Annotated in this window: 21 protein-coding genes; 12 read left to right on the top strand and 9 right to left on the bottom strand. The window is 58.7% G+C overall.

Annotation, left to right across the window (positions count from 1 at the left end; all coding sequences use genetic code 11):
- Positions 1-233 precede the first annotated feature (233 nt).
- Positions 234-1,391 carry an acetylornithine deacetylase gene (argE, locus tag NKH43_RS25795; protein WP_352860439.1) on the top strand — a complete coding sequence of 386 codons (1,158 nt, stop codon included), beginning with the start codon at positions 234-236 and terminating at the stop codon, positions 1,389-1,391.
- Between the two features lie 6 nt (positions 1,392-1,397).
- Here argE and NKH43_RS25790 read toward each other — a convergent pair whose 3' ends face one another.
- Positions 1,398-2,330 (bottom strand): LysR family transcriptional regulator, encoded by a 933-nt coding sequence (locus tag NKH43_RS25790; protein ID WP_352860438.1) that lies wholly within the window; start codon positions 2,328-2,330, stop codon positions 1,398-1,400.
- A gap of 224 nt (positions 2,331-2,554) precedes the next feature.
- Between NKH43_RS25790 and NKH43_RS25785 the strand changes: the two genes are divergently transcribed.
- The 10 genes from NKH43_RS25785 (at position 2,555) to NKH43_RS25740 (ending at position 13,046) form a co-directional block, all read left to right on the top strand.
- Positions 2,555-3,478 (top strand): ABC transporter substrate-binding protein, encoded by a 924-nt coding sequence (locus tag NKH43_RS25785; protein WP_352860437.1) that lies wholly within the window; start codon positions 2,555-2,557, stop codon positions 3,476-3,478.
- 145 nt (positions 3,479-3,623) lie between these two features.
- Entirely contained in the window at positions 3,624-4,358 is a 735-nt protein-coding gene (locus NKH43_RS25780) for an ABC transporter permease (RefSeq protein ID WP_352860436.1), read from the top strand.
- A gap of 8 nt (positions 4,359-4,366) precedes the next feature.
- Positions 4,367-5,122 carry an ABC transporter ATP-binding protein gene (locus NKH43_RS25775; protein ID WP_352615880.1) on the top strand — a complete coding sequence of 252 codons (756 nt, stop codon included), beginning with the start codon at positions 4,367-4,369 and terminating at the stop codon, positions 5,120-5,122.
- Between the two features lie 53 nt (positions 5,123-5,175).
- Positions 5,176-6,138, top strand: coding sequence for an agmatinase (locus tag NKH43_RS25770; protein ID WP_352860435.1), 963 nt, complete (start codon positions 5,176-5,178; stop codon positions 6,136-6,138).
- Positions 6,139-6,173: 35 nt separating this feature from the next.
- On the top strand, positions 6,174-6,548 hold the full coding sequence (locus NKH43_RS25765) for a nuclear transport factor 2 family protein (protein ID WP_352860434.1): 375 nt from the start codon (positions 6,174-6,176) through the stop codon (positions 6,546-6,548).
- Positions 6,549-6,569: 21 nt separating this feature from the next.
- Positions 6,570-7,859 (top strand): class-III pyridoxal-phosphate-dependent aminotransferase, encoded by a 1,290-nt coding sequence (locus tag NKH43_RS25760; protein WP_352860433.1) that lies wholly within the window; start codon positions 6,570-6,572, stop codon positions 7,857-7,859.
- Positions 7,860-8,030: 171 nt separating this feature from the next.
- Positions 8,031-8,705, top strand: a complete 675-nt coding sequence (locus tag NKH43_RS25755; protein ID WP_352860432.1) for a GntR family transcriptional regulator — start codon at positions 8,031-8,033, stop codon at positions 8,703-8,705.
- 117 nt (positions 8,706-8,822) lie between these two features.
- Positions 8,823-10,019, top strand: coding sequence for a M20 family metallopeptidase (locus tag NKH43_RS25750; protein ID WP_352860431.1), 1,197 nt, complete (start codon positions 8,823-8,825; stop codon positions 10,017-10,019).
- A 1-nt stretch (position 10,020) separates the two neighbouring features.
- Entirely contained in the window at positions 10,021-11,667 is a 1,647-nt protein-coding gene (locus NKH43_RS25745; RefSeq protein ID WP_352860430.1) for a 5-guanidino-2-oxopentanoate decarboxylase, read from the top strand.
- A complete protein-coding gene (locus tag NKH43_RS25740; RefSeq protein ID WP_352860429.1) occupies positions 11,664-13,046 on the top strand; it encodes an FAD-binding oxidoreductase in 1,383 nt (460 codons plus the stop codon). The genes NKH43_RS25745 and NKH43_RS25740 overlap by 4 nt, the downstream gene beginning before the upstream one ends.
- A gap of 150 nt (positions 13,047-13,196) precedes the next feature.
- Here NKH43_RS25740 and NKH43_RS25735 read toward each other — a convergent pair whose 3' ends face one another.
- From NKH43_RS25735 to NKH43_RS25720, 4 genes are all read right to left on the bottom strand, one after another.
- Positions 13,197-13,403 carry a hypothetical protein gene (locus NKH43_RS25735; RefSeq protein WP_352860428.1) on the bottom strand — a complete coding sequence of 69 codons (207 nt, stop codon included), beginning with the start codon at positions 13,401-13,403 and terminating at the stop codon, positions 13,197-13,199.
- 564 nt (positions 13,404-13,967) lie between these two features.
- On the bottom strand, positions 13,968-14,723 hold the full coding sequence (locus NKH43_RS25730; RefSeq protein WP_352860427.1) for an SDR family oxidoreductase: 756 nt from the start codon (positions 14,721-14,723) through the stop codon (positions 13,968-13,970).
- A 263-nt stretch (positions 14,724-14,986) separates the two neighbouring features.
- The gene (locus NKH43_RS25725; RefSeq protein WP_352860426.1) at positions 14,987-15,145 is read right to left on the bottom strand and encodes a hypothetical protein; all 159 of its coding nucleotides are present in this window, start codon (positions 15,143-15,145) and stop codon (positions 14,987-14,989) included.
- A gap of 81 nt (positions 15,146-15,226) precedes the next feature.
- Positions 15,227-16,654, bottom strand: a complete 1,428-nt coding sequence (locus NKH43_RS25720) for an NAD-dependent succinate-semialdehyde dehydrogenase (protein WP_352860425.1) — start codon at positions 16,652-16,654, stop codon at positions 15,227-15,229.
- A 161-nt stretch (positions 16,655-16,815) separates the two neighbouring features.
- On the opposite strand from NKH43_RS25720, the gene NKH43_RS25715 reads away from it, so the two are divergent.
- Positions 16,816-17,709, top strand: a complete 894-nt coding sequence (locus NKH43_RS25715) for an AraC family transcriptional regulator (protein ID WP_352860424.1) — start codon at positions 16,816-16,818, stop codon at positions 17,707-17,709.
- Positions 17,710-18,003: 294 nt separating this feature from the next.
- Here the strand turns inward: NKH43_RS25715 and NKH43_RS25710 are convergent, their stop codons facing one another.
- The 4 genes from NKH43_RS25710 to NKH43_RS25695 all read right to left on the bottom strand — a co-directional run bounded on the left by NKH43_RS25710 (position 18,004) and on the right by NKH43_RS25695 (position 21,600).
- Complete coding sequence (locus NKH43_RS25710; RefSeq protein WP_352860423.1) at positions 18,004-18,585, bottom strand: histidine phosphatase family protein; 582 nt, start codon at positions 18,583-18,585, stop codon at positions 18,004-18,006.
- A gap of 82 nt (positions 18,586-18,667) precedes the next feature.
- Positions 18,668-19,690 carry an acetamidase/formamidase family protein gene (locus NKH43_RS25705; protein ID WP_352860422.1) on the bottom strand — a complete coding sequence of 341 codons (1,023 nt, stop codon included), beginning with the start codon at positions 19,688-19,690 and terminating at the stop codon, positions 18,668-18,670.
- Between the two features lie 105 nt (positions 19,691-19,795).
- Positions 19,796-20,410 carry an ANTAR domain-containing response regulator gene (locus NKH43_RS25700; RefSeq protein WP_352860421.1) on the bottom strand — a complete coding sequence of 205 codons (615 nt, stop codon included), beginning with the start codon at positions 20,408-20,410 and terminating at the stop codon, positions 19,796-19,798.
- On the bottom strand, positions 20,407-21,600 hold the full coding sequence (locus tag NKH43_RS25695; protein WP_352860420.1) for a transporter substrate-binding domain-containing protein: 1,194 nt from the start codon (positions 21,598-21,600) through the stop codon (positions 20,407-20,409). Before NKH43_RS25695 ends, NKH43_RS25700 begins: the two co-directional genes overlap by 4 nt.
- Positions 21,601-21,863 lie beyond the last annotated feature (263 nt).

The following is a 21,863-nucleotide window of genomic DNA, read 5'->3' as shown; positions in this document are numbered from 1 at the left end:
ATGTGCCGTCCGATTGGCGACTACTAAGAGCCAAGTCTGGGAAACGTTCGTCTTCGGCGGTTGGATGTATTGAAGGAGATATCGGCTTGCCTGGCTCACCTCTCATACTCCGCGAAATGAACAGTGTTGGCGAGGCGACCAACGGCATCCTCCCATTTGCCGGCGGACGGCGACGGCGGCTTCATCCTTCGGGCTGAGTCGCCGTCGCACCCACTGGAACCAAAGGATGAAGGATGCCCTCCACAGACGCTATCGAGATCCTGTCCAAGCTGGTGGGATTCAAGTCGCTATCGAGTCAATCCAATCACGACATCGTGGACTATGTCGAAACGTTCGCCAAATCCTTGGGGGCAGCCATCCAAAGGTTCCCCTCGCCCGATGGCACCCGAACCAGCCTGCTCATGACGCTGGGGCCAATGGTTTCGGGCGGGATTGTCCTGTCAGGCCATATGGACGTCGTTCCCGCGGGGGACCAGTCCTGGACCTCCGACCCATTCGCGTTGCGACAGGCGGATGGGCGCCTCTATGGGCGTGGGGCGGTGGACATGAAGGGTTTCCTCGCCCTTGCCCTCTCGCTTGCCGCTACCATTCCCATTGCCGAGCTTAGGAAACCGCTCCACCTTGCGTTTTCTTATGACGAAGAGATTTCCTGTGAAGGTGTGAAACCGATCGTCCGCCATATCGAGAAGTCCGTCCCGAAGCCTCTCGCCGTCATCGTCGGCGAACCCACGGAAATGCAGATCGTGGGCGCGCACAAAGGCGCGCTCGATTGGACGATCGAAGTTCTCGGCAAAGCGGCCCACTCAAGTCTTCCGCACTTGGGCGCGAACGCCATTCATGCGGCCGCTCGCCTGGTGTGCGAGGTGGAGGAGATTGCCAGGGAGTTCGAGAAACGGCCCTCACCCAATGCCGAGCTCTATGACGTGCCGCATCCCACTGTCACCGTCGGTCTCATCGAAGGAGGCACCGCTGGAAACGTCATCCCCGCGCGGTGCAGCTTCCAGATGGAGGCCCGAACAGTGGAGCCGGGGCAGGCTGCAACTATTTTTGCCCGGATTTCAAACTTTGCGCGGGATGTCGTACTTCCTGGGCTGCGTGCGACTGCCCCCGGTTCTGAGATCAAGATCACCGAGCGTTTCGATATTCCCCCACTTGTCAGAGAACCCTCCAGTGCTGCGGAACAGCTCGTAAGCCGCGTCAGTTCCTCGCCGAATGTCAAAGCCGTGTCATATGCGACTGAGGCCGGCTTCTTCCAGGCGGCGGGGCTTCCTACAGTGGTGTTCGGGCCGGGGAGTATATCCCAGGCTCATCAGGTCGACGAGTTTATCGACAAAACGCAATTCAAGGAAGGAGAACGGGTGCTGGCGCTGATCGCCCAAACCCTCTTGTGACGTGGTTCAATTTGTTTCCTGGCTTGCTATGCGTCGTGACTCGCTGAGGAGATCATCTCGAAACGTTGAGACGAGGACCGACGGAGCGTTGCTCTCCCGAGACACGATGTACACCGGCCAATTCACGCTGAAGCGTTGCGGATTGATTTTTCGCAGTATGCCTAGGTCAACCAAAGCCGCAGCGTACTGATCAGGAAGATAGCCGATGTGGAGACCAGTCAAGATGAACTGGAGAGTTGCTTCGACGTGCATCGAAATAACCGTTGAGTTCCAACCCGTTTCGACCATTTCCTGCTCCTGAGTGACAAACCCTCGCCGGACGAAGTCAACCTGCCGCAGGTCATCATCGGTGAGCGTGCTTTCCGAGCGGCCGAACAGCGGGTGCTTCGAACCACAGTAAAGCGTTATTTTTTCTGAGTAGGCCTCCTCGTACTTCAAGCCATTCAGCGGGCTTCGGCTTCCGGTAAGACCAAGATCGCAACGACCATCATAGACCGCCCGCTCGACATCGTTGGATGGCACCACATTCATGGTTATTTCAACGCCATTCGAGCGCTCGCGAAATCGCTGAAGGGCGCCGACCAGAGGGTTCAGCGGATCGCTCGCAATGTTCTCCATCTGCCATATCGTCAGTTCGCCCATGAGTTGCCCCTTGGACCCGGCGACTGTCGTTCTGAAACTGTTGATCTCGCTAAAGAGCCGCAGGGTGGCCTCATACACGACCTGTCCCTGTGGCGTGAGAGAGAACCCACTAGGACCGCGAATGCAAAGCTTCAGGCCGAACCGCGTTTCCAAGTCGGATATGTGGATTGAGATGGTTGATCGGCCCAGACCGAGCGTTTCCTCGGCGGCCGCGAAACCATTGCATTCGGTCACCGCCTTAAAGACCCGAAGGAGCCGAATGTCGACCTTGTCCAGGGGTGGGATCTCTAAACGCATATTCCGCCTTTCGACCGTGCCTCCGCCGTTTCAGGATAATCCCGCACGACTTGATGGGGTGATGCCAGCCCATAAATCACAGTTATCGCGAGAGGACCATTTCGCATTGACTAAATCGGATCTATATGAGACTGAGGATTGTCGACAGAAGACAGTCGCCAAAACAACGATGGGGAACGTCAATGAAACTGCTTAAGGGACTCGCTCTCGCGGGAGTAATCGCGATGTCTGCGAGCTGGAACGCTGCTGATGCGGCGGAAAAGATTTCGGTCGCGCACTCGACCTGGATCGGTTACGGCGCGCTCTACATCGCCCAGGAAAAGGGCTTCTTCGAAAAGGCAGGACTGGATGTAAACCTGCAGATCATCGAGGCATCATCCGACGCCATCGCCGCGATGCAGGGCGGTCAGATCAACATCGTCGCCTCGACGATGGACAACTTCGCGCTGTTTTCGGGAAATGGAGCCGACCTGAAGGTGCTGACCGCGCTCGACGAGTCGGCCGGCGGCGACGGAATCGTGGCGAAGAAAGAGATCGCCACCGTCGCGGACCTGAAGGGCAAATCAGTCGGTGTTCAGAAAGGCTCGGTCTCCCAGTTCCTTCTGGCGCAGGCCCTCAACAAGGCAGGATTGACGCTCGAAGACGTCCATATCATCGACATGAAGTCCGGTGACGCCGGCGCAGCCTTCGTTGCCGGTAGCGTCGATGCAGCCGTGACGTGGCAGCCCTGGCTTTCCAAGGCCGCAGCCACCGACTTCGGCAAAATTCTGGCCGACACCAGCTCGATGCCTGGCCTAATCGTCGATGCGCTAGCCGCGAAGTCAGACTATGCCAACGAGCACAAGACGGAGATGAAGGCTTTCGTCGGCGCCTACTTCGAAGGCATCGCCTTCATGGGGAAGAATCCGGCGGAGGCGCATGAGATCATTGCTCGAAATCTGAAAATGAGCACCGAGACACTCGAGGGGACGCTGAAGGACGTTCGCTTCTTTACCAAACAGGACAACGCGGCGTTCTTCTCCGGTGACCGCAGCCCGGCCTTTGCACTCGTGTCGCAGGCCGGTGAGTTCTATCACAAAATCGGCGTGCTGCGCTCGGCGCCGGACGCGGCAAAGGTCGTCGGCATCGCCGGCGAATTGGCAAAGTGAGCTTGGTGGGACGATGCGGACTTCCCAAGCGCTTCCAATGAAAAGCGAACTCAAAACGGCGGGCGTCTCTGAGAGACGCCCAGGCTTCCTCACCAAGGTGCGGACATATTTGAGACCCAGGGCAAACCTGCCTGCTGGCGAACGGATGACTATTTCCGTCGTCGGCGTACTCGGCTTTTTTCTGCTGTGGTTGCTTGTCACCGAGGCCGGTTGGATTCAACCCTTCTTTCTTCCCAGCCCCATCGCAGTCGCCAGTCGTCTGGCCAACATGGTCGTGAGCGGTGGCTATTGGGAGGATGTCTGGGCAAGCTCTTACCGTGTATTCGGGGGATTCCTTCTCGCGGCAGCAGTGGCTGTGCCGATCGGCATCCTCATCGGGAACTTCCCGTTCTTCCGTTCCCTTCTCGAGCCGTTGCTCAGCACCGCGCGCTATCTGCCTGCAACCGCCTTCGTGCCGCTGATGATCATCTGGCTCGGGATCAACGAGTCGCAGAAAATCTCGATCGTCTTCATGGGCACGTTCTTCCCGCTCGTCCTGTTCATCGCAAGCATTTCGGAAGGTGTTTCCAGTGACCTGATGAACAGTGCCTACTCGCTTGGAGCGAGCTCGCGACAGGTGTTCTTCAAGGTTCTGCTGCCCGCCTGTGTTCCGGCAATCGTGGACGCGCTCCGCATCACGGCGGGCATCGCCTGGACCTATGTCATCGTCGCGGAACTCGTCGGAGCGGACAAGGGAATGGGTATCGCCATCCTGCAGTCCCAGCGCTTCCTTCTGACGGACCAGGTCATCGCCGGGATCGTCGCCGTCGGCATCCTGGGCGTCTTGACCGACCTCGCATTCCGCTATGCGCACCGCAAGTTTTTTCCCTACATGTACTGAGGACCACCATGACACGCGTTCTTGTCGACAACGTCAGCGTGGAATTTGCCCGGCATCGGGAAGCTCCGAAGATAGCGCTGACGAATACCAATCTGGAAATCGAGCAAGGTGAGTTCGTCTGTCTTCTGGGGCCATCCGGATGCGGAAAATCAACTTTGCTCAATGTCGTGGGCGGGCTAGTGGAAGCTTCGACTGGGTCAATCAAGGTCGATGGAAGATCCGTTGCCCAACCAGGCCCGGATCGCGGAATGGTCTTCCAGAACTATTCGCTCTATCCATGGCTTACGGTGAGGCAGAACATCGAGTTCGGCCCGAAACTGAATCGCTGGCCGAAGGCCAAGGTCTCTCAAATCGCGAATGAACTCATTGAGATCGTGGGTCTCAAGGAATACGCGGACCAGTTTCCCAAAGTCCTTTCGGGCGGCATGAAGCAACGCGTGGCGATCGCCCGCGCTCTGGCGATGGAGCCTAGCGTTCTGTTGATGGATGAGCCGTTCGGGGCGCTCGACGCACAGACACGTTCTCGGATGCAGGAACTGTTGCTCGATATCTGGTCTCGCAAACGGACCACCGTGATCTTCGTGACCCATGATATCGAGGAGGCCGTCTATCTTGCGGACCGCGTGCTGGTCATGAGCGCGCGCCCCGGCAGGATCATCGAAGACTTCAGAATTGAACTGCCGAGGCCGCGCGTCCCCGACATCGTCGCGAGCGAGGAATTCACCCGTTACCGCAAACACATGCTTCACCTGCTGAGGCATTGACGCGCTGATCTAAATTTGCGGCCGACCCCAATGGCCGACAAGAAAGGAATGAAATGTCGAACGAATTCAATCCCGTTGATTCATCCGTTACCCCGCGATACGCCGAGATCGCAACGTTCATGCGCGCCGCCCGGTCGGAGATTTCCCCTTCCATCGACATCGCTCTGGTCGGCGTTCCCCTGGACCTGGGCGCGACGTACCGATCCGGTGCACGACAGGGACCGGCGGGCGTTCGTGAGGCCTCTCGCTTGATCCGCCAGGTCAATCCGACCACCGGCGTCGCTCCATACCGCATCGCGAATATCGCCGATATCGGCGACGCGCCAACCCATCCACTCAGCGTCGAGAAAAGCGTCGAGCACATTGAACGGTTCTTCCAGCGTGTCCACGAAGCTGGCGCCGTGCCGATTTCTGTGGGCGGGGACCACACGGTTCCGCTTCCAATTCTCAGGGCGATCGCGAAGGACGGCCCGGTCGGCCTGATCCAGATCGACTCGCATTCCGATACCTTCGACGAATTCATGGGAACGAAGTACAACCACGCCACCTTCGTCCGTCGTGCGGTGGAAGAAGGCCTTCTCGATCCCAAGCGGATCGTCCAGATCGGTCTGCGAGGCACCCGCTACGGCGACGACGACATTGTCTACGGTGGTCAGGTCGGCATCCGTATGATCACGATGGACGAGTACGAGACGATGGGCCGCGCAGCGGTCATCGAGGAGATCAAACGCGTAATCGGCGCCGGCCGGACTTACTTCTCGATCGACATCGACGGTCTGGACCCGAAGGACGCACCCGGCACGGGTGTCCCTGAGCCAGGCGGCATCATGATGCGGGACGCCCAAATGATCCTGCGGTCGCTCAATGGCATCGATTTGATCGGCGGTGACATCTGTGAAGTCGTGCCATCGCTCGATCCGACCGGGATAACCTGCATCAACGCCGCGAACCTGATGTTCGAGCTCACCTGCCTGGCGGCGGTAGCCCACCAGAACCGCACGACGAAACAGGCTTGATCAGCCCGAATAGAACAAACGCAAGGGAGGACATCATGTCAGGCCAAGCCGCGTTGCGCGAGCTCGCAAACAAGTACTTCGACGCGCTGTATTTCGGGAAGGCGGACCTTTTCGCTGAGATATTTCATCCCGCAGCCATGCTCTACTGCTTCACCGAAGCGGAACCCGTAATCATGGGTGTCGACAAGTACCTCGAGATCGTGCGGGGCCGTGTTTCACCGGCTTCCCGCAACGATCCGAGGCGAGACGAGGTCGTTGCGATCGAGATCGCCAGCCCCACGACAGCTCATCTTCGGGTCAAGGAGATTTTCATTCCGAAGAACTTCGTGGACGAACTGACCTGCGTCAAAACCGCCGCCGGATGGAAGATCGTCTCGAAGGTTTGGCACTTCACTTTGGATGCGCAGTGACTGCGAGAATGGAATAGCAAAATGATATCCGTGGACGACAAGGAACTTCATACAAGTGCCAAAATTTTCGACGCCTTCATCGAGCGGTCCTGGCGGTCAAATGCTGAGCGGCAGAAGGCGAAAGGCGCTGAATTCGTCATCGGCAAACGCGAAGGCGTTTACATGTGGGACATCGAGGGCAAGCGGCGTCTGATCGACTGCGGCACCGGCGGCGGCGTGCACGCGTTGGGACATCGCCATCCGGAGATCTTGGCTGCGCTGCGGCAGGCACTCGACGACGGCCGGGACACCGGGCTTTGGTCCGTACCCAATGTCAAATATTTGGAACTCCAGGACAAGCTGGCGGCGCTCGCGCCCAAGGCCCATCTGAATCGGAGCGTGATTACTCTTTGCTCCACTCTTTCGGTCGATCTGGCCACAATGTTCGCGTTCCGCGTTACCAAGCGCCAGAAGATGCTTGCCTACAGGCACGGATATCACGGCCATACAGGATTCGCGGCTATCGTCACGGGCTCGCCCGAAGAAGGGATCATCGACCACTATAATCTTCCCTCGCACTCGAACTTTCTCGAGCGGTTCGGCGATATCGAGGAACTCGACCGTCTTCTTACCTCCGAGATCGCGGCCTTCATCATCGAGCCGATGGACTACGAGACCTTCGAGGCGGCTTCCAACGACTTCTTCACCCAGGCGTCCCGCCTTTGCAAGGAGCGCGGAGTGTTGTTCATCGTGGACGAAACACGCGCAGGTTTGGGTCGATCGGGGACACTGTGGGCTTCGGAGCAGTATGACATCGATCCGGACATGATGATCACCGGGAAGGGCTTGTCGGGCGGCCTGTACCCAGCGAGTGCCGTATTGATGCGGGCAGAGATCTACGAGCAGTGCATGAATCAGCATCGGTTCGCGTATATCTCCAGCCTCGGCGGCAACGAGATCAGCTGTATTGTCGCGGCGAAGGTGCTTGACGTCGCCTCAAGTCCAGCTTTGTTGGAGAACGTCCGCAAAGTTGGAGCGTACCTTCACAACGGCTTCCAAGCGCTCTGCTCGAAACATTCCGATGCCCTCAGGGGCGTTACATCCTTCGGGCTCGCCGTCTCGGTTCAAGTTGCCAACCGGGAAGTGGGGCGTGAACTCTACAGAGAGATCCTCGCCGATGGCGTTTTATGCCACAGCGTCGCGGAAATCGATCCACCCGGTCTGAAGTTCTTTCCTCCGCTGGTGCTTACCGAAGTGGAAGCCGATACCATCGTTGATGCTCTTGACCGTGCCGCCTCTTTGCTGCGCAAATCTGTGAAACCTGCGGCGTAATCCGCCTACCCTCCCCGGCGAAAAGCCGGTGAGGTTCTCCACATTGGAAAACGGAGCGGATCCGTATCGTTGCACGGGTTCGTATTCTTTTTTCGCAAGTTCCGCTAAGTTGCCTGCGCTGATGCTGGACCGAATTCGGTAGGCTGCGCCAACCATGAAGAAAGGCCCGCCATGGGTGTCGTGAAACAAGATGAAACCAACGGCTTGGTGATCCAGCGTAATTCGGTTGCTGATCAGGTGTACTTCGACCTCCGTGCCAAACTTCTTTCAGGACAGATCGCCCAGGGGGAGCGCATTGTCGAAGCGAGCATCGCCAAATCTCTCGGCATCAGCCGCGCGCCGATCCGCGAAGCCGTCAACCGCCTGACCGAAGCCGGGCTTCTTGAGAGCCGGACCCATTATGGGACCTCGGTTATCCAGATGAGTGCAGAGAAAATTCGCGAATTGTATGTCGTGAGGAATGCCATCGAGGCGTTGGCGATCAGGGCGGTGGCCGAGCGCCATACTTCCGAAGACATCAAGAAGCTGCGCAAGCTCATCAAAACGATGTCGAATTTTGCGAAGAATGGCGATTTGCCTGGCTTGGTCGACGCAGAAATCGAATTCCACGAAACTCTCTGGCGGATGGCCAAGAACCCGTACATCGAAAAGGTCGCGGGACTTCTTTTCGACCATCTTCGCCTCGCGCTTACGATCGACAATGCCGGGTACAAGAATCTCATGGACGTGGCGCAGGAGCATGAGCCTCTCGTGCAAGCGATAGAAAGCGGGGATCCGGACAAGGCAGCCGCGGCGCTCGCTGAGCACATCATGACATCACTGGGCGCCTTTGCTTCCACGAAATAGCTCAACGCGGCCGGACGGCAGCATCACGAGCTCAGCACGAAATTTCCCCTTAATCCCGACATGAGGCCGTTCCTAAAGGTCCAAGATGTCGACAGTAGACAGAAGAGTAACTTCATCATGCTCAGAAATTTAGTTGGTGCGGCCATTGACGAAGCGATCGACGTCCCTGCGCTTATCGCGGCTTGCCAGGAGGTCGTACGCATCGAGAGCCTCACCGGCCAAGAGGCGAATGTCGCGAAATTCGTCGCCGAAAAGATGATCGAGCTTTCCTTTGACAACGTAAAAATCGATGCGAACGGAAATGTTATCGGGACGGTATTCGGTGATGGAACCGGGCCATCCGTGATGATCAACGGCCATATCGATCACGTCCCGGTTGGCGCCATGCAGAATCCGTTCTCCGGTGAACTCGTGGACGCCGCCCGTTGGGGCGAAAGCGGTCAGGCCATTTTCGGCCGTGGATCGTGTGACATGAAGTGCAACGTCATCTCGGCCGTGTATGCGGTGGGTGCCCTGCAGCGCAGCGGGCTGAAGCCGGGCGGCGATGTGATCGTTGTCGCCGACGTCGAGGAAGAGACGGACTCTCCCAAGGGTGTGAAGTCGGTTATCGAAGGAGGAATTCGCGCGGACTATGGAATCTCCGTGGAATCAACGAGGGGGCAAGTCTATCTCGGTCACCGCGGCAAGCTGGAGTTCGAGGTCTGCTTCCATGGGCGAACCTCCCATGCGTCGGAGCCGTCGAACGGCATCAATGCGATCTATCTTTCGACGGCGTTCATCGGTGCTTTGGAGCAATACGCGTCTACGCTGCCGGAAGACGAGCTTCTTGGCCCTGCCACGGTCGTCGTGACCGGCATGCATTCCTTCCCGGACAATGGCACGGCCGTCGTACCGGACCTCGTGAAGATGAGGGTCGACCGTCGCTACATCAGGGGAGAGGATGAAGAGAGCTGCCTGTCGGAAATCCGTCAAATCCTAAAGTCCGCATACGGGGAAACCGAGGGGGTCAAGTGGACCGCCGAAGTCACCAACCATTACCCGTTGATGTTCACCCCACAAACCAGCCTGGTGGCTCAGGCTGCCATCGTCGCCGCACTCGACGTCGACGACACCGCCCCGGCCATCTCCGCCTGGCGTTTCGGCGTGAACGGCACGTTCATGAACGCGGCCGGCATCCCCACGATCGGCCTCGGTCCCGGTGACGAGAAGTGGGCGCATACCCCTGAGGAACACGTCGGGACGGCAGACCTCGTCAATTCCGCGCGCAAGATTGCCAGGGCCGTCATGGTTCTGACCAAAGGCGGGGAGGCCTGATATGGGCGACAAAAAGCAAATCGGCGAGACGACGGTGGCGGACGCCATTCTTCGTCTCATGGAATCCTATGGGATCGACACGATTTTCTCCATTCCCGGGGTCCACACCGTCGACTTCTATAAATCCCTTCCCGAACGACGGATCAGGCACGTGACGCCTCGGCACGAGCAGGGCGGAGCGTTCATGGCATACGGCTACGCCTTCGCGACAGGCCGACCGGCCGCGTGCATGCTCATCACCGGACCCGGTGTGCTCAACGCTGCTACAGGTATTGCCGAAGCCTATTCGGACTCCATTCCGGTGTTCGTGATCGCCGCGAACAACTTGCGCAGAGAAATCGGTGTTGGCCGCGGCGCCCTGCACGAGACCAAGTCGCAGTCCGCTGTCCAGGAGCAGATTGCTGCTTTCACCCATACCTTGCTCGAGCCTTCAAACATCGAGGAGGTTTTCCACCGGGCCATGTCGTCAATGGAGGTGTCGCGTCCGCGGCCGGCCCTGATCGAAGTTCCGAGAGACCTCCTCAGTTCGAAGGTGCCGGTGCCCGGCGAGCAAGCGCTCCAATTGTATAGACCCGGGCCGCACCCGGATGTGATCAGCCGAGTCTCCTCGATGCTAATGGGCGCCAAGCGTCCCATCATGATCGTCGGCGGAGGAGCTCGCAGCGCGAACCGAGAAGTCCTGGCGCTCGCGGAGCAACTTGGCATTCCCGTGGTGACGACGAATACTGGTAAGGGAATCCTGCCGGAAACCCATCCCCTTTCCCTTGGCTCAAGTCTTCCTTTTCCTCCGATGCACCGCGCGATCGAGGATGCCGACGTAGTGCTGGCAGTGGGGACGGAACTCAGTGAGACTGACCTGCTCTACACCTGCAAGAGCTACCGGATAAATGGTGCGTTGATCAGGATCGACATCGATCCGCGACAGTTGACCATGAACTATCTCCCGCGCATCGGCATGCTCTCCGATGCGAAGGTCGCGCTCCAGGCGATAATCGAAGGGTGCAGCGGTGCCGACGCGGATCAGAGAGAAATCGCTCAGCGACGAGTCGCCGACATCAGGGCGGCAGTGGGAAAGGACGCCGGTTGGTCCGCTGAGTCCCACAAGCACAAGCCGATCTTCAGGGCCATAGCGGCAGCGCTTGATCCGAATGCCGTCATCTGCGCCGACTCCACTCAACTTGCATACACAGGTAATCACTTCTTCCCCTCGAAAGAGCCCGGCACATGGCTGTTCCCGAACGGCTACGGCACGCTCGGAAGCGCCCTCCCCGCCGCCATCGGAGCGAAGATCGGCTGCCCGGATCGTCAGGTGGTCGCGATCGTCGGCGACGGCAGCTTCCTCTACACGATCGAGGAACTCACCTCGGCGGTTGAGAATGAAGTCAGCCTTCCGATGATTCTCTGGAACAACCGAGCATATGGCGAAATCCGAGATGCAATGATTGCGTCCGACATCCCCACGGTGGGCGTGGACCTCTACACGCCCGACTTCCAGATGATTGCGACGGGCTTCGGATGCCATGCCGTTCAAATTGAATCGCTCGAACAACTCAGCCGTGAGCTCAAGGAAGCTTTCAAGAGAAACAGACCGACCCTGCTCCAGATAGACAACGACGCGGCAATGTTTTCAGGCGCAGGCGTGTCATGAACAGCGAGACCCTTGAGGCTAGCCTTCGGCAGCTCGTGGGCGGATCGAATGTCCTTGCCGGGCCGCCAGGTGGCCCGGCGCTTGTCGTCAGACCCGGGACCACCGAGGCAGTGGCGGAGTGCCTGAAGCTCTTTCATGGGCAACAGGCGCCAGTGGTTGCGCTGGGTGGGCTCACCGGGCTCGTGCACGGTACCCACACGCCATCGCACTACTTCGGAATTTCCACCGAGAGGCTAAATAAGTTCGAGAGCTTCGACCCGAACACGCGCCTCGTTGTGGTAGGGGCGGGAACGAAGTTGGTGGCGGTCCATGATTTCGCTGCGGACCACGATCTACGTTATGGCGTTGATCTCGGCGCTCGGGGCAGTTGCACCATAGGTGGAAACATCGCCACGAACGCGGGCGGGAATTCCGTCATCCGCTTCGGTATGACACGATCCAACGTTGTCGGGCTTGAAGTGGTCCTTTCCGATGGGTCGATCGTTACCGATCTGAGGGGTTTACCCAAGAACAACGCGGGTTACGACCTGAAGCAGATATTCATCGGCTCCGAGGGAACGCTGGGTATAGTGACCAAAGCGTTGCTGAAGCTCAGCCGACGCCCGGCCGGCACGGCGAGTGTTCTGTTGGCGCTCAACCACCTGGACAGCGCCCTCGCGGTGATGGAGGCAATAGAGCGTGCCTGCGGCCATTCCTTGTTGGCCTTGGAAATCATGTGGAACCGCTATTTCGAGAAAGTGAGCACCGCACTGTCGGCACAAACGCCTCCGCTCCCACCGGGCCATCCCATTTATTTGCTCGCGCAGGTCGAGGGCGTGGATAATGGCGAACAGGCAGTCGACAGTTTGATCGGGGCTTTGGAGAGCATCGACGGGATTGTCGATAGCGCGCTGGCGACGACACCTGTCCAGGAGAGCCGCCTCTGGTCCATCCGTGATGGGTCCGATGTCATCGAGCGAGCCCACAAGCATGTGCTTTCCTTTGACGTCAGCATGCGACCACATAATTATGCGGCTTACATCGCAGACGTAGAAGCGCGCCTCAAAGCTCGGATATCAGACGCCATTGCCTACTATTTCGGGCATCTCGCAGACGGCAATATTCATTTTATGATCGGACACAACGGGTCTTCGTCCGATGCGACACGCGTTATCGAGGAATGCGTCTATGACGCCTTGGCGTACTACGAACCGTCTTCGATTTCTGCCGAACATGGGATCGGCCGAGAGAAGGCGGCGCATCTTTGGCGATCGCGGTCAACCGCCGAAATCGCTGCGATGAACCGCATCCGCGTTGCTCTCGATCCTGCAGGAATTCTAAATCCGCATATATCGTACGAACCCAAGTCTCTTGATGCTCGTGCATCCCAAGTCCCCTAACGAGTCCAGCAAGTATTTCTGGTTCTGCGGTCTACCTCATGTCCGCTCACGACAATCAAATCCTGACTGACGTCGGCGATCGCCGAGTTTTCGAGCCTAGGCGGAGCGAACTGGACCAAGGCTGGGCTGAGCCAGCCATCGGCACGCTGCTCATTTGCAGGCCGACAGGCCGAGATATTGGTCCCATTCGCGCTTCGAAGGATCGTCGGGAATGCATCCATATTTCACATAGGTCGTGTGCAGAGGCAGGGATTCCGTTGATGAAACGAGGACCAACATCAATGCAAGCGCCGCACAAACAGATCCCGCGAGGACCACATACCAAAGCCTGTCCGGAAATCTCTGGAAACCAGCCACACTTATATCTCCTACTGATACCTTGGTTGTGGAAGCTTGGCTGCGGTTGAGTTGACCATCATCGCCGGACCGGTCTCGCTGAAACGCTTCAGAATTGTGGAACTCATGCCAATGATGTCGGCCACAAAGAAAAGCTTCCACATCGAACTTAATCGGGCCAGTCCGAAGAAAATGCCTGGATCGTCCGTTCAAAACGCGCACTCCATGTGTTTCAAGTCGTCCTTCAGTCAATAATTCGGCGGACGCACAGGCGGTACCTTGTCTACGCTCGCCCCAAATTTCCTAAAGTCGATTTGAGTAGAACCACGGTTTGACAGCATCAAACGTGGGCATTCGATATGCTCGCTGCATGTGAGCTCAACCGCTCCCGCTTGACCGAACCAGCTTCTCTCGACGTGGCTCCGCCCCTTCAAGGGACCTATCCAGACGTGCCGCCTCGAAGCGTCATATGCGTGACCGGGGACCTTGACGCAGTGGTTCATGCAGAAGATAGAAAGCCGCTGCTGAATATCGCGGCGGCCTCCCACCACAAAAATCTCGTCGCGCCATTAGGGCTGTGAGCGATTAGATATTTTGACCGCCGGACACCTCGATGCGCTGAGCCGTAATCCAGCGGTTATCCGGGCCGAGCAGGCTGGCGACCGCCGGCCCTATGTCATCAGGCAGGCCGACGCGCCCGAGAGCGATCATAGCGGCGAATGCGTCGTTGTAGGCCGGCGTATCGCGCACAGCGCCGCCCAGGAAATCAGTCTCGATGGCGCCGGGCGCGATCGTGTTAGCGGTAATGCCGCGGCTTCCCAGTTCCTTGGCCATGTAAAGCGTGAGGATCTCGACCGCGCCTTTGGCAGCGGAATAGGCCGAGAAGCCAGGATAGGAGACGCGGGTCAGACCCGTCGAGAAGTTCACAATGCGACCGCCATCGGCCAGGAGAGGCAGCAGCCCCTGTGTCAGGAAGAACACGCCCTTGACGTGAACATTGAACAGTTTGTCGAACTGCGCTTCGGTCGTCTCGGCGATTCCCGCCATTTCGCCGTGACCGGCGTTGTTGATCAGGTGGTCGAACTTGTCACCGCCCCAGGTCGACTTCAGCGCCGCACGCACGCTCTCGACGAAAGCCGGGAAGGTCGAGACATTGCTAACGTCTAGCTGCAGCGAGACCGCCTTGCGGCCCAGTGCCTCGATCTCAGCCACGACGGCCTTCGCGTTGTCGGCGCCATTGTTATAGGTCAGGATAACGTCGCCGCCGTGGCGGGCGATGTTGATGGCGGTATTGCGGCCAAGGCCGCGGCTGCCGCCGGTAACGATTGAGATGGTGGTCATCGGTAACTCCTTTGGGATGAGCGTTTCGCTCAACACACAATCGTCGCTGGCTCCCCATTAGTGTTGCCGGATGCTCGGCTATTCTTGCCTATTCCTATGAAGCTATGCTGGACTGAGGCACGCTTGCGCCGATCGCGGGCCGGCAAGCCGCGCATGATCTATTCTATGTCGGATGCCGGAAAGCCGCGGATACCGGCGTCGATCAGCCGGTCCATATCGAACCGATATGTTTCCGCGGTTGCCGCGATGCCTTAGCCGCCGCGTCAGGAAATTATGCCAAGTCCCGCCCTGGCCAGGGCCAATGCGACCTCGACCTCGACGCAACGCCTGAGGTAGGCCTCCGATCCGAAGACCGCGCGCATGTCAACCGGCAGGAAGCCGGCACCGGAGAAGGGTGAATCGACAAAGGAAAGGGGATTCATGCTGGGAACTCTCGAATGTGTGGGCAAATGCCCCTCAACGCCACGCCAGTCCCTGGACCTGACCTGCCGCTGGTTCACTGGTCAGTGAAGACTGACATGCTTCGTTCTATGATAGGGGTCTAGGATCTCGATCCCTCCTTCGGTGTCGATACCGCTTTCCTTCCAGCCTCCCAAGGGGGCCTCGGGCCGGTGCGTCAGGGGACCGTTCACCCCGACAACGCCGTACTCCAGCGCATCGGCAAGCCGTTGCTGCCGGTGAACATCATTCGTAACAATGTAGGACGCAAGGCCGAACTCCAGACCGTTGGCCTTCTCCAACATGCTCTTCTCGTTGCTGAACGGGATGATCGGTGCGAGCGGACCGAAAGGCTCTTCATGCAGCATCGCCGCATCGTCCGGCAAATCAACAATCACGGTCGGCGCGTAGAAGAATCCCCGGTTGCCGATACGCTGCCCGCCGGCGAGCACCGCAGCGCCGCGCGCACGCGCGTCGTCAACGAGCCGGGCGACGGCCTCGAGACGACGGGCGTTGGCGAGCGGCCCCATCTGTGTTGCCGGGTCGGTTCCGGAGCCGACACGCCAAGCCTTCGCGTGCTCAATAAACCGTGCCGTAAAGCGTTCCCTGACACCTTCCTCGACGAAGAAGCGGGACGGACAAAGGCATATCTGGCCGGCATTGGTGAATTTCGCTCGTACCAGCATGTCGGCCGCCTGTTCCGGATCGACATCGCCACACACGATCACCGGAGCGTGGCCGCCCAGTTCCATCGTGACCGGTTTCATCACCGCGCCTGCGGCGGCGGCCAAACGCTTTCCAATCGCAATGGAACCCGTGAACGTGATCTTCGCAACCTCACGGGCTGCTATGAGATGCTTCGAAACGGCGGCGGCATGGCCGAAGATCACGGCGAGAGCCGATGGCGTGACGCCCGCCTCTAGCAAAGCCTTGGCCATCACGAGGACAGACCCCGGCGTCTCCTGCGAAGGTTTGCAGATAATCGAGCAGCCCGCGCCAAGAGCGCCGGCGAACTTCTTGGCCGCAAGCGCCATCGGGAAATTCCAGGGCGTGAACGCGGCCACCACACCAATCGGATGGGTCTGGATTTCGATCCGGCTCCCCGCCACCCGGCTAGGCACAATCCGGTTCGAAATGCGCCGGGCCTGCTCGCCACCCCACTCCAGGAAATCTGCCGATCGTTCAACCTCGTCCCTGGCTTCGGCGAGCGGTTTGCCCTGTTCGAGAGACATCGTCAGGGCGGCGGCCTCGATGTCGGCCCGCAATAGATCGGCGGCCCTCTTCAGAATGCGGCCGCGCTCCCATGGCGGCACGGCTTGCCATTCGCGCAATCCGCGTGCAGCAGTCTCGACGGTTTCGCTGAGATCTTCGGGTGAAGCATACGCAACCCGGCCGATGCTCTCCCCCGTTGCGGGGTTCACAACAGGCTCGCTTTGCCCGGTCGAGCCAGCACGGCTGTTGCCGTTGATTAGAAGCTGAAAATCACGGTTCATGGCAGACACCTTCGTTATCTGAGAGCGACGTGGCAAAACGCCAATTAGCGTCGTTTCCATATTTGGCTGAAACGGTGGCGGCATTTGCCCGAACCTCGTAACTTCTTGCCTATTCCTCCACTGCTGTTGCGGCACCGAAAATTGTGAATTACAACTCCCAAATGACCCAAACCTTGCTCGACAGTGTGCGCCGCTACACCGAGGCACATGCAGACGATAACGGCATTGCCCAGACGCCTGTCCAGGGATTGACCCTCATTCGCGAAACCACGCCGACTGCGCTGCATTACGCGATCTACAAACCGCTGGTCGCCCTGGTGCTGCAGGGCAGCAAGCGGGTGATTATGGGCAGCCGGACATTCGATTTCGGCGCCGGAGAATCCCTCCTGATTACCGCAGACGTGCCTACTGTCAGCCAGATCACACGCGCCAACATCAGCAAGCCCTACCTCTCGCTCGTCTTCGATCTCGATCCCGCGGTGATTGAAGGCCTGGTCGTCGAGATCGGCTCCGCCCCCTATGCCGCGAACACGCCCGTCCGCATCGATCCTATGGAGAGCGAAGTTGCAGACGCTGCGCTGCGTCTAGTGCGTCTTCTCGACAGGCCGGCGTCACTGCCGGTCCTGCAGACCCAGTTGATCCGAGAGTTGCATTTCTGGCTGCTGTCAGGTCGGCATGGCGGAGCGATCCGCAGCCTCGGCGTGGCGGGAAGCCATGCACAGCGAGTGGCGCGCGCCGTCGGGCTTATTCGTGCGAATTTCGCCACGCCGCTCAGGGTTGAATGTCTTGCTGGAGCAGCGGGCATGAGTGCGTCGTCTTTTCATGAGCACTTCCGCGCCATCACATCGCTCACACCGCTCCAATTCCAGAAACAGGTCAGGCTGATCGAGGCGCGCCGGATGATGTTGGCGAATGGCGAGATGATTAGTAACGCCGCCTATGCGGTGGGATACGAAAGCATCCCTCAGTTCACGCGCGAGTATGCCCGGATGTTCGGACTGCCGCCGGCTCGCGACATCAAAGCTGTTAAGGCGCGGATCCAAAATGCCGCATAGTTCGCATCTCGCATGGCAGCTGGATCGATGGGCGCCGCGATCGCCAGCGTATGGCGTAGAGGCTCGACATGCCCAACATCCAGCCACCGAGGGACAATGCGGCCACAAGCTCAGGATTTTATTTCCAGTTTGCACTGCCATGGCAAATCTACAACGCCAACCAACCTTCACTCAGAGTGAGTTTTTGACAGCGCCTCGGCGATGGATAAGCGCTCGCGATTCTCCTCAACCACCTCCTCGGGCGCGCGAGCAATGTCGCCTCTTGGCGTGGCAGCTGGTGCGAATTTCCGCCATTCAGTCTGGTGGATCTTTACCAGCAGCACGTCGCTGTGCACCACAAGCGCGGAGAGTCCAACGCGTGCCATCCGAATAGAAACTAGTCATAGAAAGTGGAGGGACGTCGATTTGCCAGCACGACGTCAGAGGCGCTGCCAATATATGGATCATGGCGGTCCGCACCACCACTGGGTGGGTGACCGCTATCAGGTGTCCACCTGCCGACCGCATTGCATCCAGGAATCCTGTCGTTCGGCTGGCAACTTGAGTCAGTGATTCACCGCCTCCAGGAACATAGGCAGGATCAGTTCGAAATGCGGCAAGTGCCCCAGGCTGCTCTGCCTCAATCTTTTCTAACGTCTTGCCTTCCCAAAAGCCGTAGTTCTGGTCTCGCAGGCTGTCGATCACCGTTGCACGAAGCCCTAGTAGCTGGGCTGTCTCCCGGGCGCGCAGCGATGGAGCCACAAACACGCGATCTGTCTTTGAAAGATGCTGTCCAAGAGCGAGCGCCAGCTCGATCGAGCGCCTTTCCAGTGGCTCGTCGAGGGGAAATCCAGCGCTGCGCATTTGATGCGTGATACCGCTGCAAACAAGCGTCAAGCGTGTCGCTCTCATGCTGTCAGAGTCTGCCTTTTCGGTTCGATGCTACCTATCTCTCGCGGTGAAAGCCTGCGGCGACAGCCTACCTGTTAATGATCGTCTTCCTCACCGCCGCCGCGACGGAATATTTCGGGTCCACGAAGTTTCCCAGTCGCACTATGCCGCATTGGCTGAGCAGCATGTATGCGTCCCACTTGTCGAAACCGAACTCCGCGACCATCCAGCGGATCAATTCGCGGTAAGCGATGCGTGTTGCATCCTCAAGGGGTCTGGCACTGCCGATCGCCATAATGAGATCGGCGGTCTCGAGCCGAGGCCAATCGATTGTCCAGCCCTTGATCAAGTCAACACGGATGGTGACGGTCGCCGAATACTCGACCGCCACACCGCAAACTTCGCCGTCGCCCTGGCAGGCATGCGCATCACCTATAAACACGCGCGCGCCGGGCGAGCGGACGGGCAGGTAGGTCACGCTGCCAGGTCCCATGTCCGGCAGGTCCATGTTGCCGCCATGGTTGTCAGGCGTCAGCGAATTGATGGAATCGATCTCTGGCGAGCAGCTCAGTGTCCCGATATGCGGCTTGTAAGGAAGCGTGACCCGGTCGCTCCAGTAGACGTTTTCTTCGTCGAGGTTGATCTTGCGAACCACCTCGGGCAGCGGGTCGTTGAGCATGGCGGTATAGGTCGTACCGGTCAGTCCGCCGAATTCCTCGATCATGCAACATGTGCCGCGCGGGTTCTGGCCGCGCGGGACCATCGACTCGATGTAGACCGCAACGGTGTCGCCCTTCTCTGCTCCTTCGACCATGATCGGCCCGTTCTGAGGATTGAGAAACGGCATTCGCAAGAGCTGCGAAGGCTTGTCGGTTTCGTGCTGAATGGCGCCCTCGAAGGCGTCCCGGGTTTCGACGACGATCCTGTCGCCGGGTGAAATCTTAAGGACGGGCTCCGAGTAGGGGCCCATTGTATAGTGGAAGGTCCCTTGTCGTTCCTCCGTCAGATGATGCGTTTGGCGAGCCGAACCACGACCGACCCCGCGCGTCGCCATGATCGAGTCCGCGACCCATCGATGCGTGAAAGGGATTGCGACATCGAACTTATTCATGCGTGTTTCCTCCAAAAAAGAAAAGGCCGCGCGAGCGCAGCTTTCGCTAGCGTTCGCACGGCGCTGTGCGTATTCAATTTCGATATCGAGGCTCAGCCCTAGCGCTTAATTGCGAGCGACGGATCTGCTGAGTTCGGGAATTGTCGACAAAAAGCTGTCTGCTTGTGCTTCGAGTTCCTGGCAGCATGCTTCGACGGAAATGCGCCGGCGCATACTCTCATCCCGAATCAGGTGAAATGCTGCGTCGTCATCGATGCCCAACACACTCATGACGCGCAGGATCGTGTGGACCACCAGCGGTCGGCATCGCAGCCGCTCGCGCAGATCGGCGACTTCGCGCTGAAGGTCGGCACGGTCGGTATGGTTGTGGAAGGCCGTGACAAGCGCCTGAAACACACCTTTCGAACCTATGGGCGTAGTGAGGTAGGCGCTCGGATTCTGGCTTATGGCCCAGGCCAGGCGACCGGGTGTCTCTGATCCTATGATCGCGATAAGCGGGATCGGAGCCTGGGACCACGGGAACATGCCGTCGAACCCGTTGTCGACGTCGAAGAACACAATGTCGACGGGCCCAAAATCCTTGGCCCGCGGCGGCCATTGGCATACGGCTTCGATGTTGAACCTGCGGAGCTGGCTCAGCAGGGCATCAACGTTGTTATCCGCCCTGTGGATGATCAGCGCCTGTTTGTTGCTGAAATTAGGGATCACTTGCTTGCTCACGACACGACCCTCAGCTGCTGTCGGTCACCTGGTGGCTGATCCTGGTCGCGAGAATCCAGCATGAAAGCCGCCCCTTTCAGGGAAGCGAGAAACGGATCGGGCTTGATCGGCTTTTGCGCGGCCGCGATGATGGTGAATTCCGCGCCGGCGCCCGATACGCCGATGCGCGGCGTCAGGTAACAATGGTTGTTTTCCGTGTCGATGCGGATCCGTCCCTGCGGTGCATCGTAAACACAGTCGCCGAGCACGGCGAGTATGTCGGATGCTTTCGTCGAGGCTGCAGACCGGAGCGCGAGTGCAAGCATGTGAACGGAATTGTACGAAGCTTCGGCGTCTGCCGAGGTCACCTTTTGCTGGCCGAAACGCGTTCTGTAATTTTCGACAAAGGCGTGATTTTGCGGATTGTCTAGCGACTGGAAATAGACACTCGAGGTGATGTGGCCGAGCGCTGCGGGATCGCCGATCGTGCGAAGTTCCGGTTCGGAGAGTGTGCAACTGGCAATAGGAATGGAGACGTCGCCTGGAGATTGGGTGCCTAGTCCCGCTTCGCGAAAAGCACGCAGGAATGCGTAGCTGGATTCGCCGATAAGCGTGTTGAACACGAAATCGGGCCGCAACTGACGGATTTCCTCTACTAGCCCGGTGACCTCGATCGATCCGACAGCCAGGTAGCGCTCCGCGAGCACCTCGCCGCCGAAATTCTCGACGATTTCGCGCATGACGCGGTTGCTTTCCCACGGCCAGATATAGTCAGACCCGCAACAATAGACGCGAGCGCCGAACCTTGAGGCCATGTACTGGGCCAAAGGTACTATGTGCTGGTTCGGCGATGCGCCGAGATAGACGACATTGTCGCTGCTTTCGAAGCCTTCGTAGTGCGATGGATACCAAAGCAGTGCGTCATATTTCTCAACGACGGGCACGATCGCCTTGCGGCTGGAAGAGGTGTAGCAGCCGACGATGTGCGCAACACCGGAATTGATGATCAGATCCCGGCAGATTGAAGCGTAATCGGCCGTTTCCCCTCCAGGGTTTCGAACAAGTGGTGCCAGTTCGAAATCGAAGTCCGGCGATCCGTTGACTTCCTCGACAGCGAGCAGCGTTCCATTGAGCATCGCCTCGCCCACGGTGGCGTAGGGCCCTGTCGTGGAAAAAAGCACGCCGATCGGGATTTTCGCTTTTTCACCCAAGGTAGCTCAGTCCCAAAAAATAAGCCCTGAGGCCTTGGAAGGCGTCAGGGCTTCGTTGCCGCGAAGGATCGTCCCGATCCCTCAATTTTCAGTTCAAACCGGCTAGCCGGCATGTTCGATTAAATCGTCCGTCATCTCGGCAAGAATGTCAAATTCTATTTCCCCTGACTGGTCGAGGTGACGTTGCCCCCAGTTTCTATCCAGTTTTGAGTTCGTTTCCGGCGTGGGTTGTGCCCTGCTGGGCGGGTGAAGCGACGGGCGCT

It is taken from the genome of Mesorhizobium sp. M1163 (assembly GCF_040318415.1).
In the GTDB taxonomy this organism is placed as follows: Bacteria; Pseudomonadota; Alphaproteobacteria; order Rhizobiales; family Rhizobiaceae; genus Mesorhizobium.
Note: the sequence above shows the minus strand (reverse complement) of the source record. Positions and strands in the feature narration are given on the sequence as shown.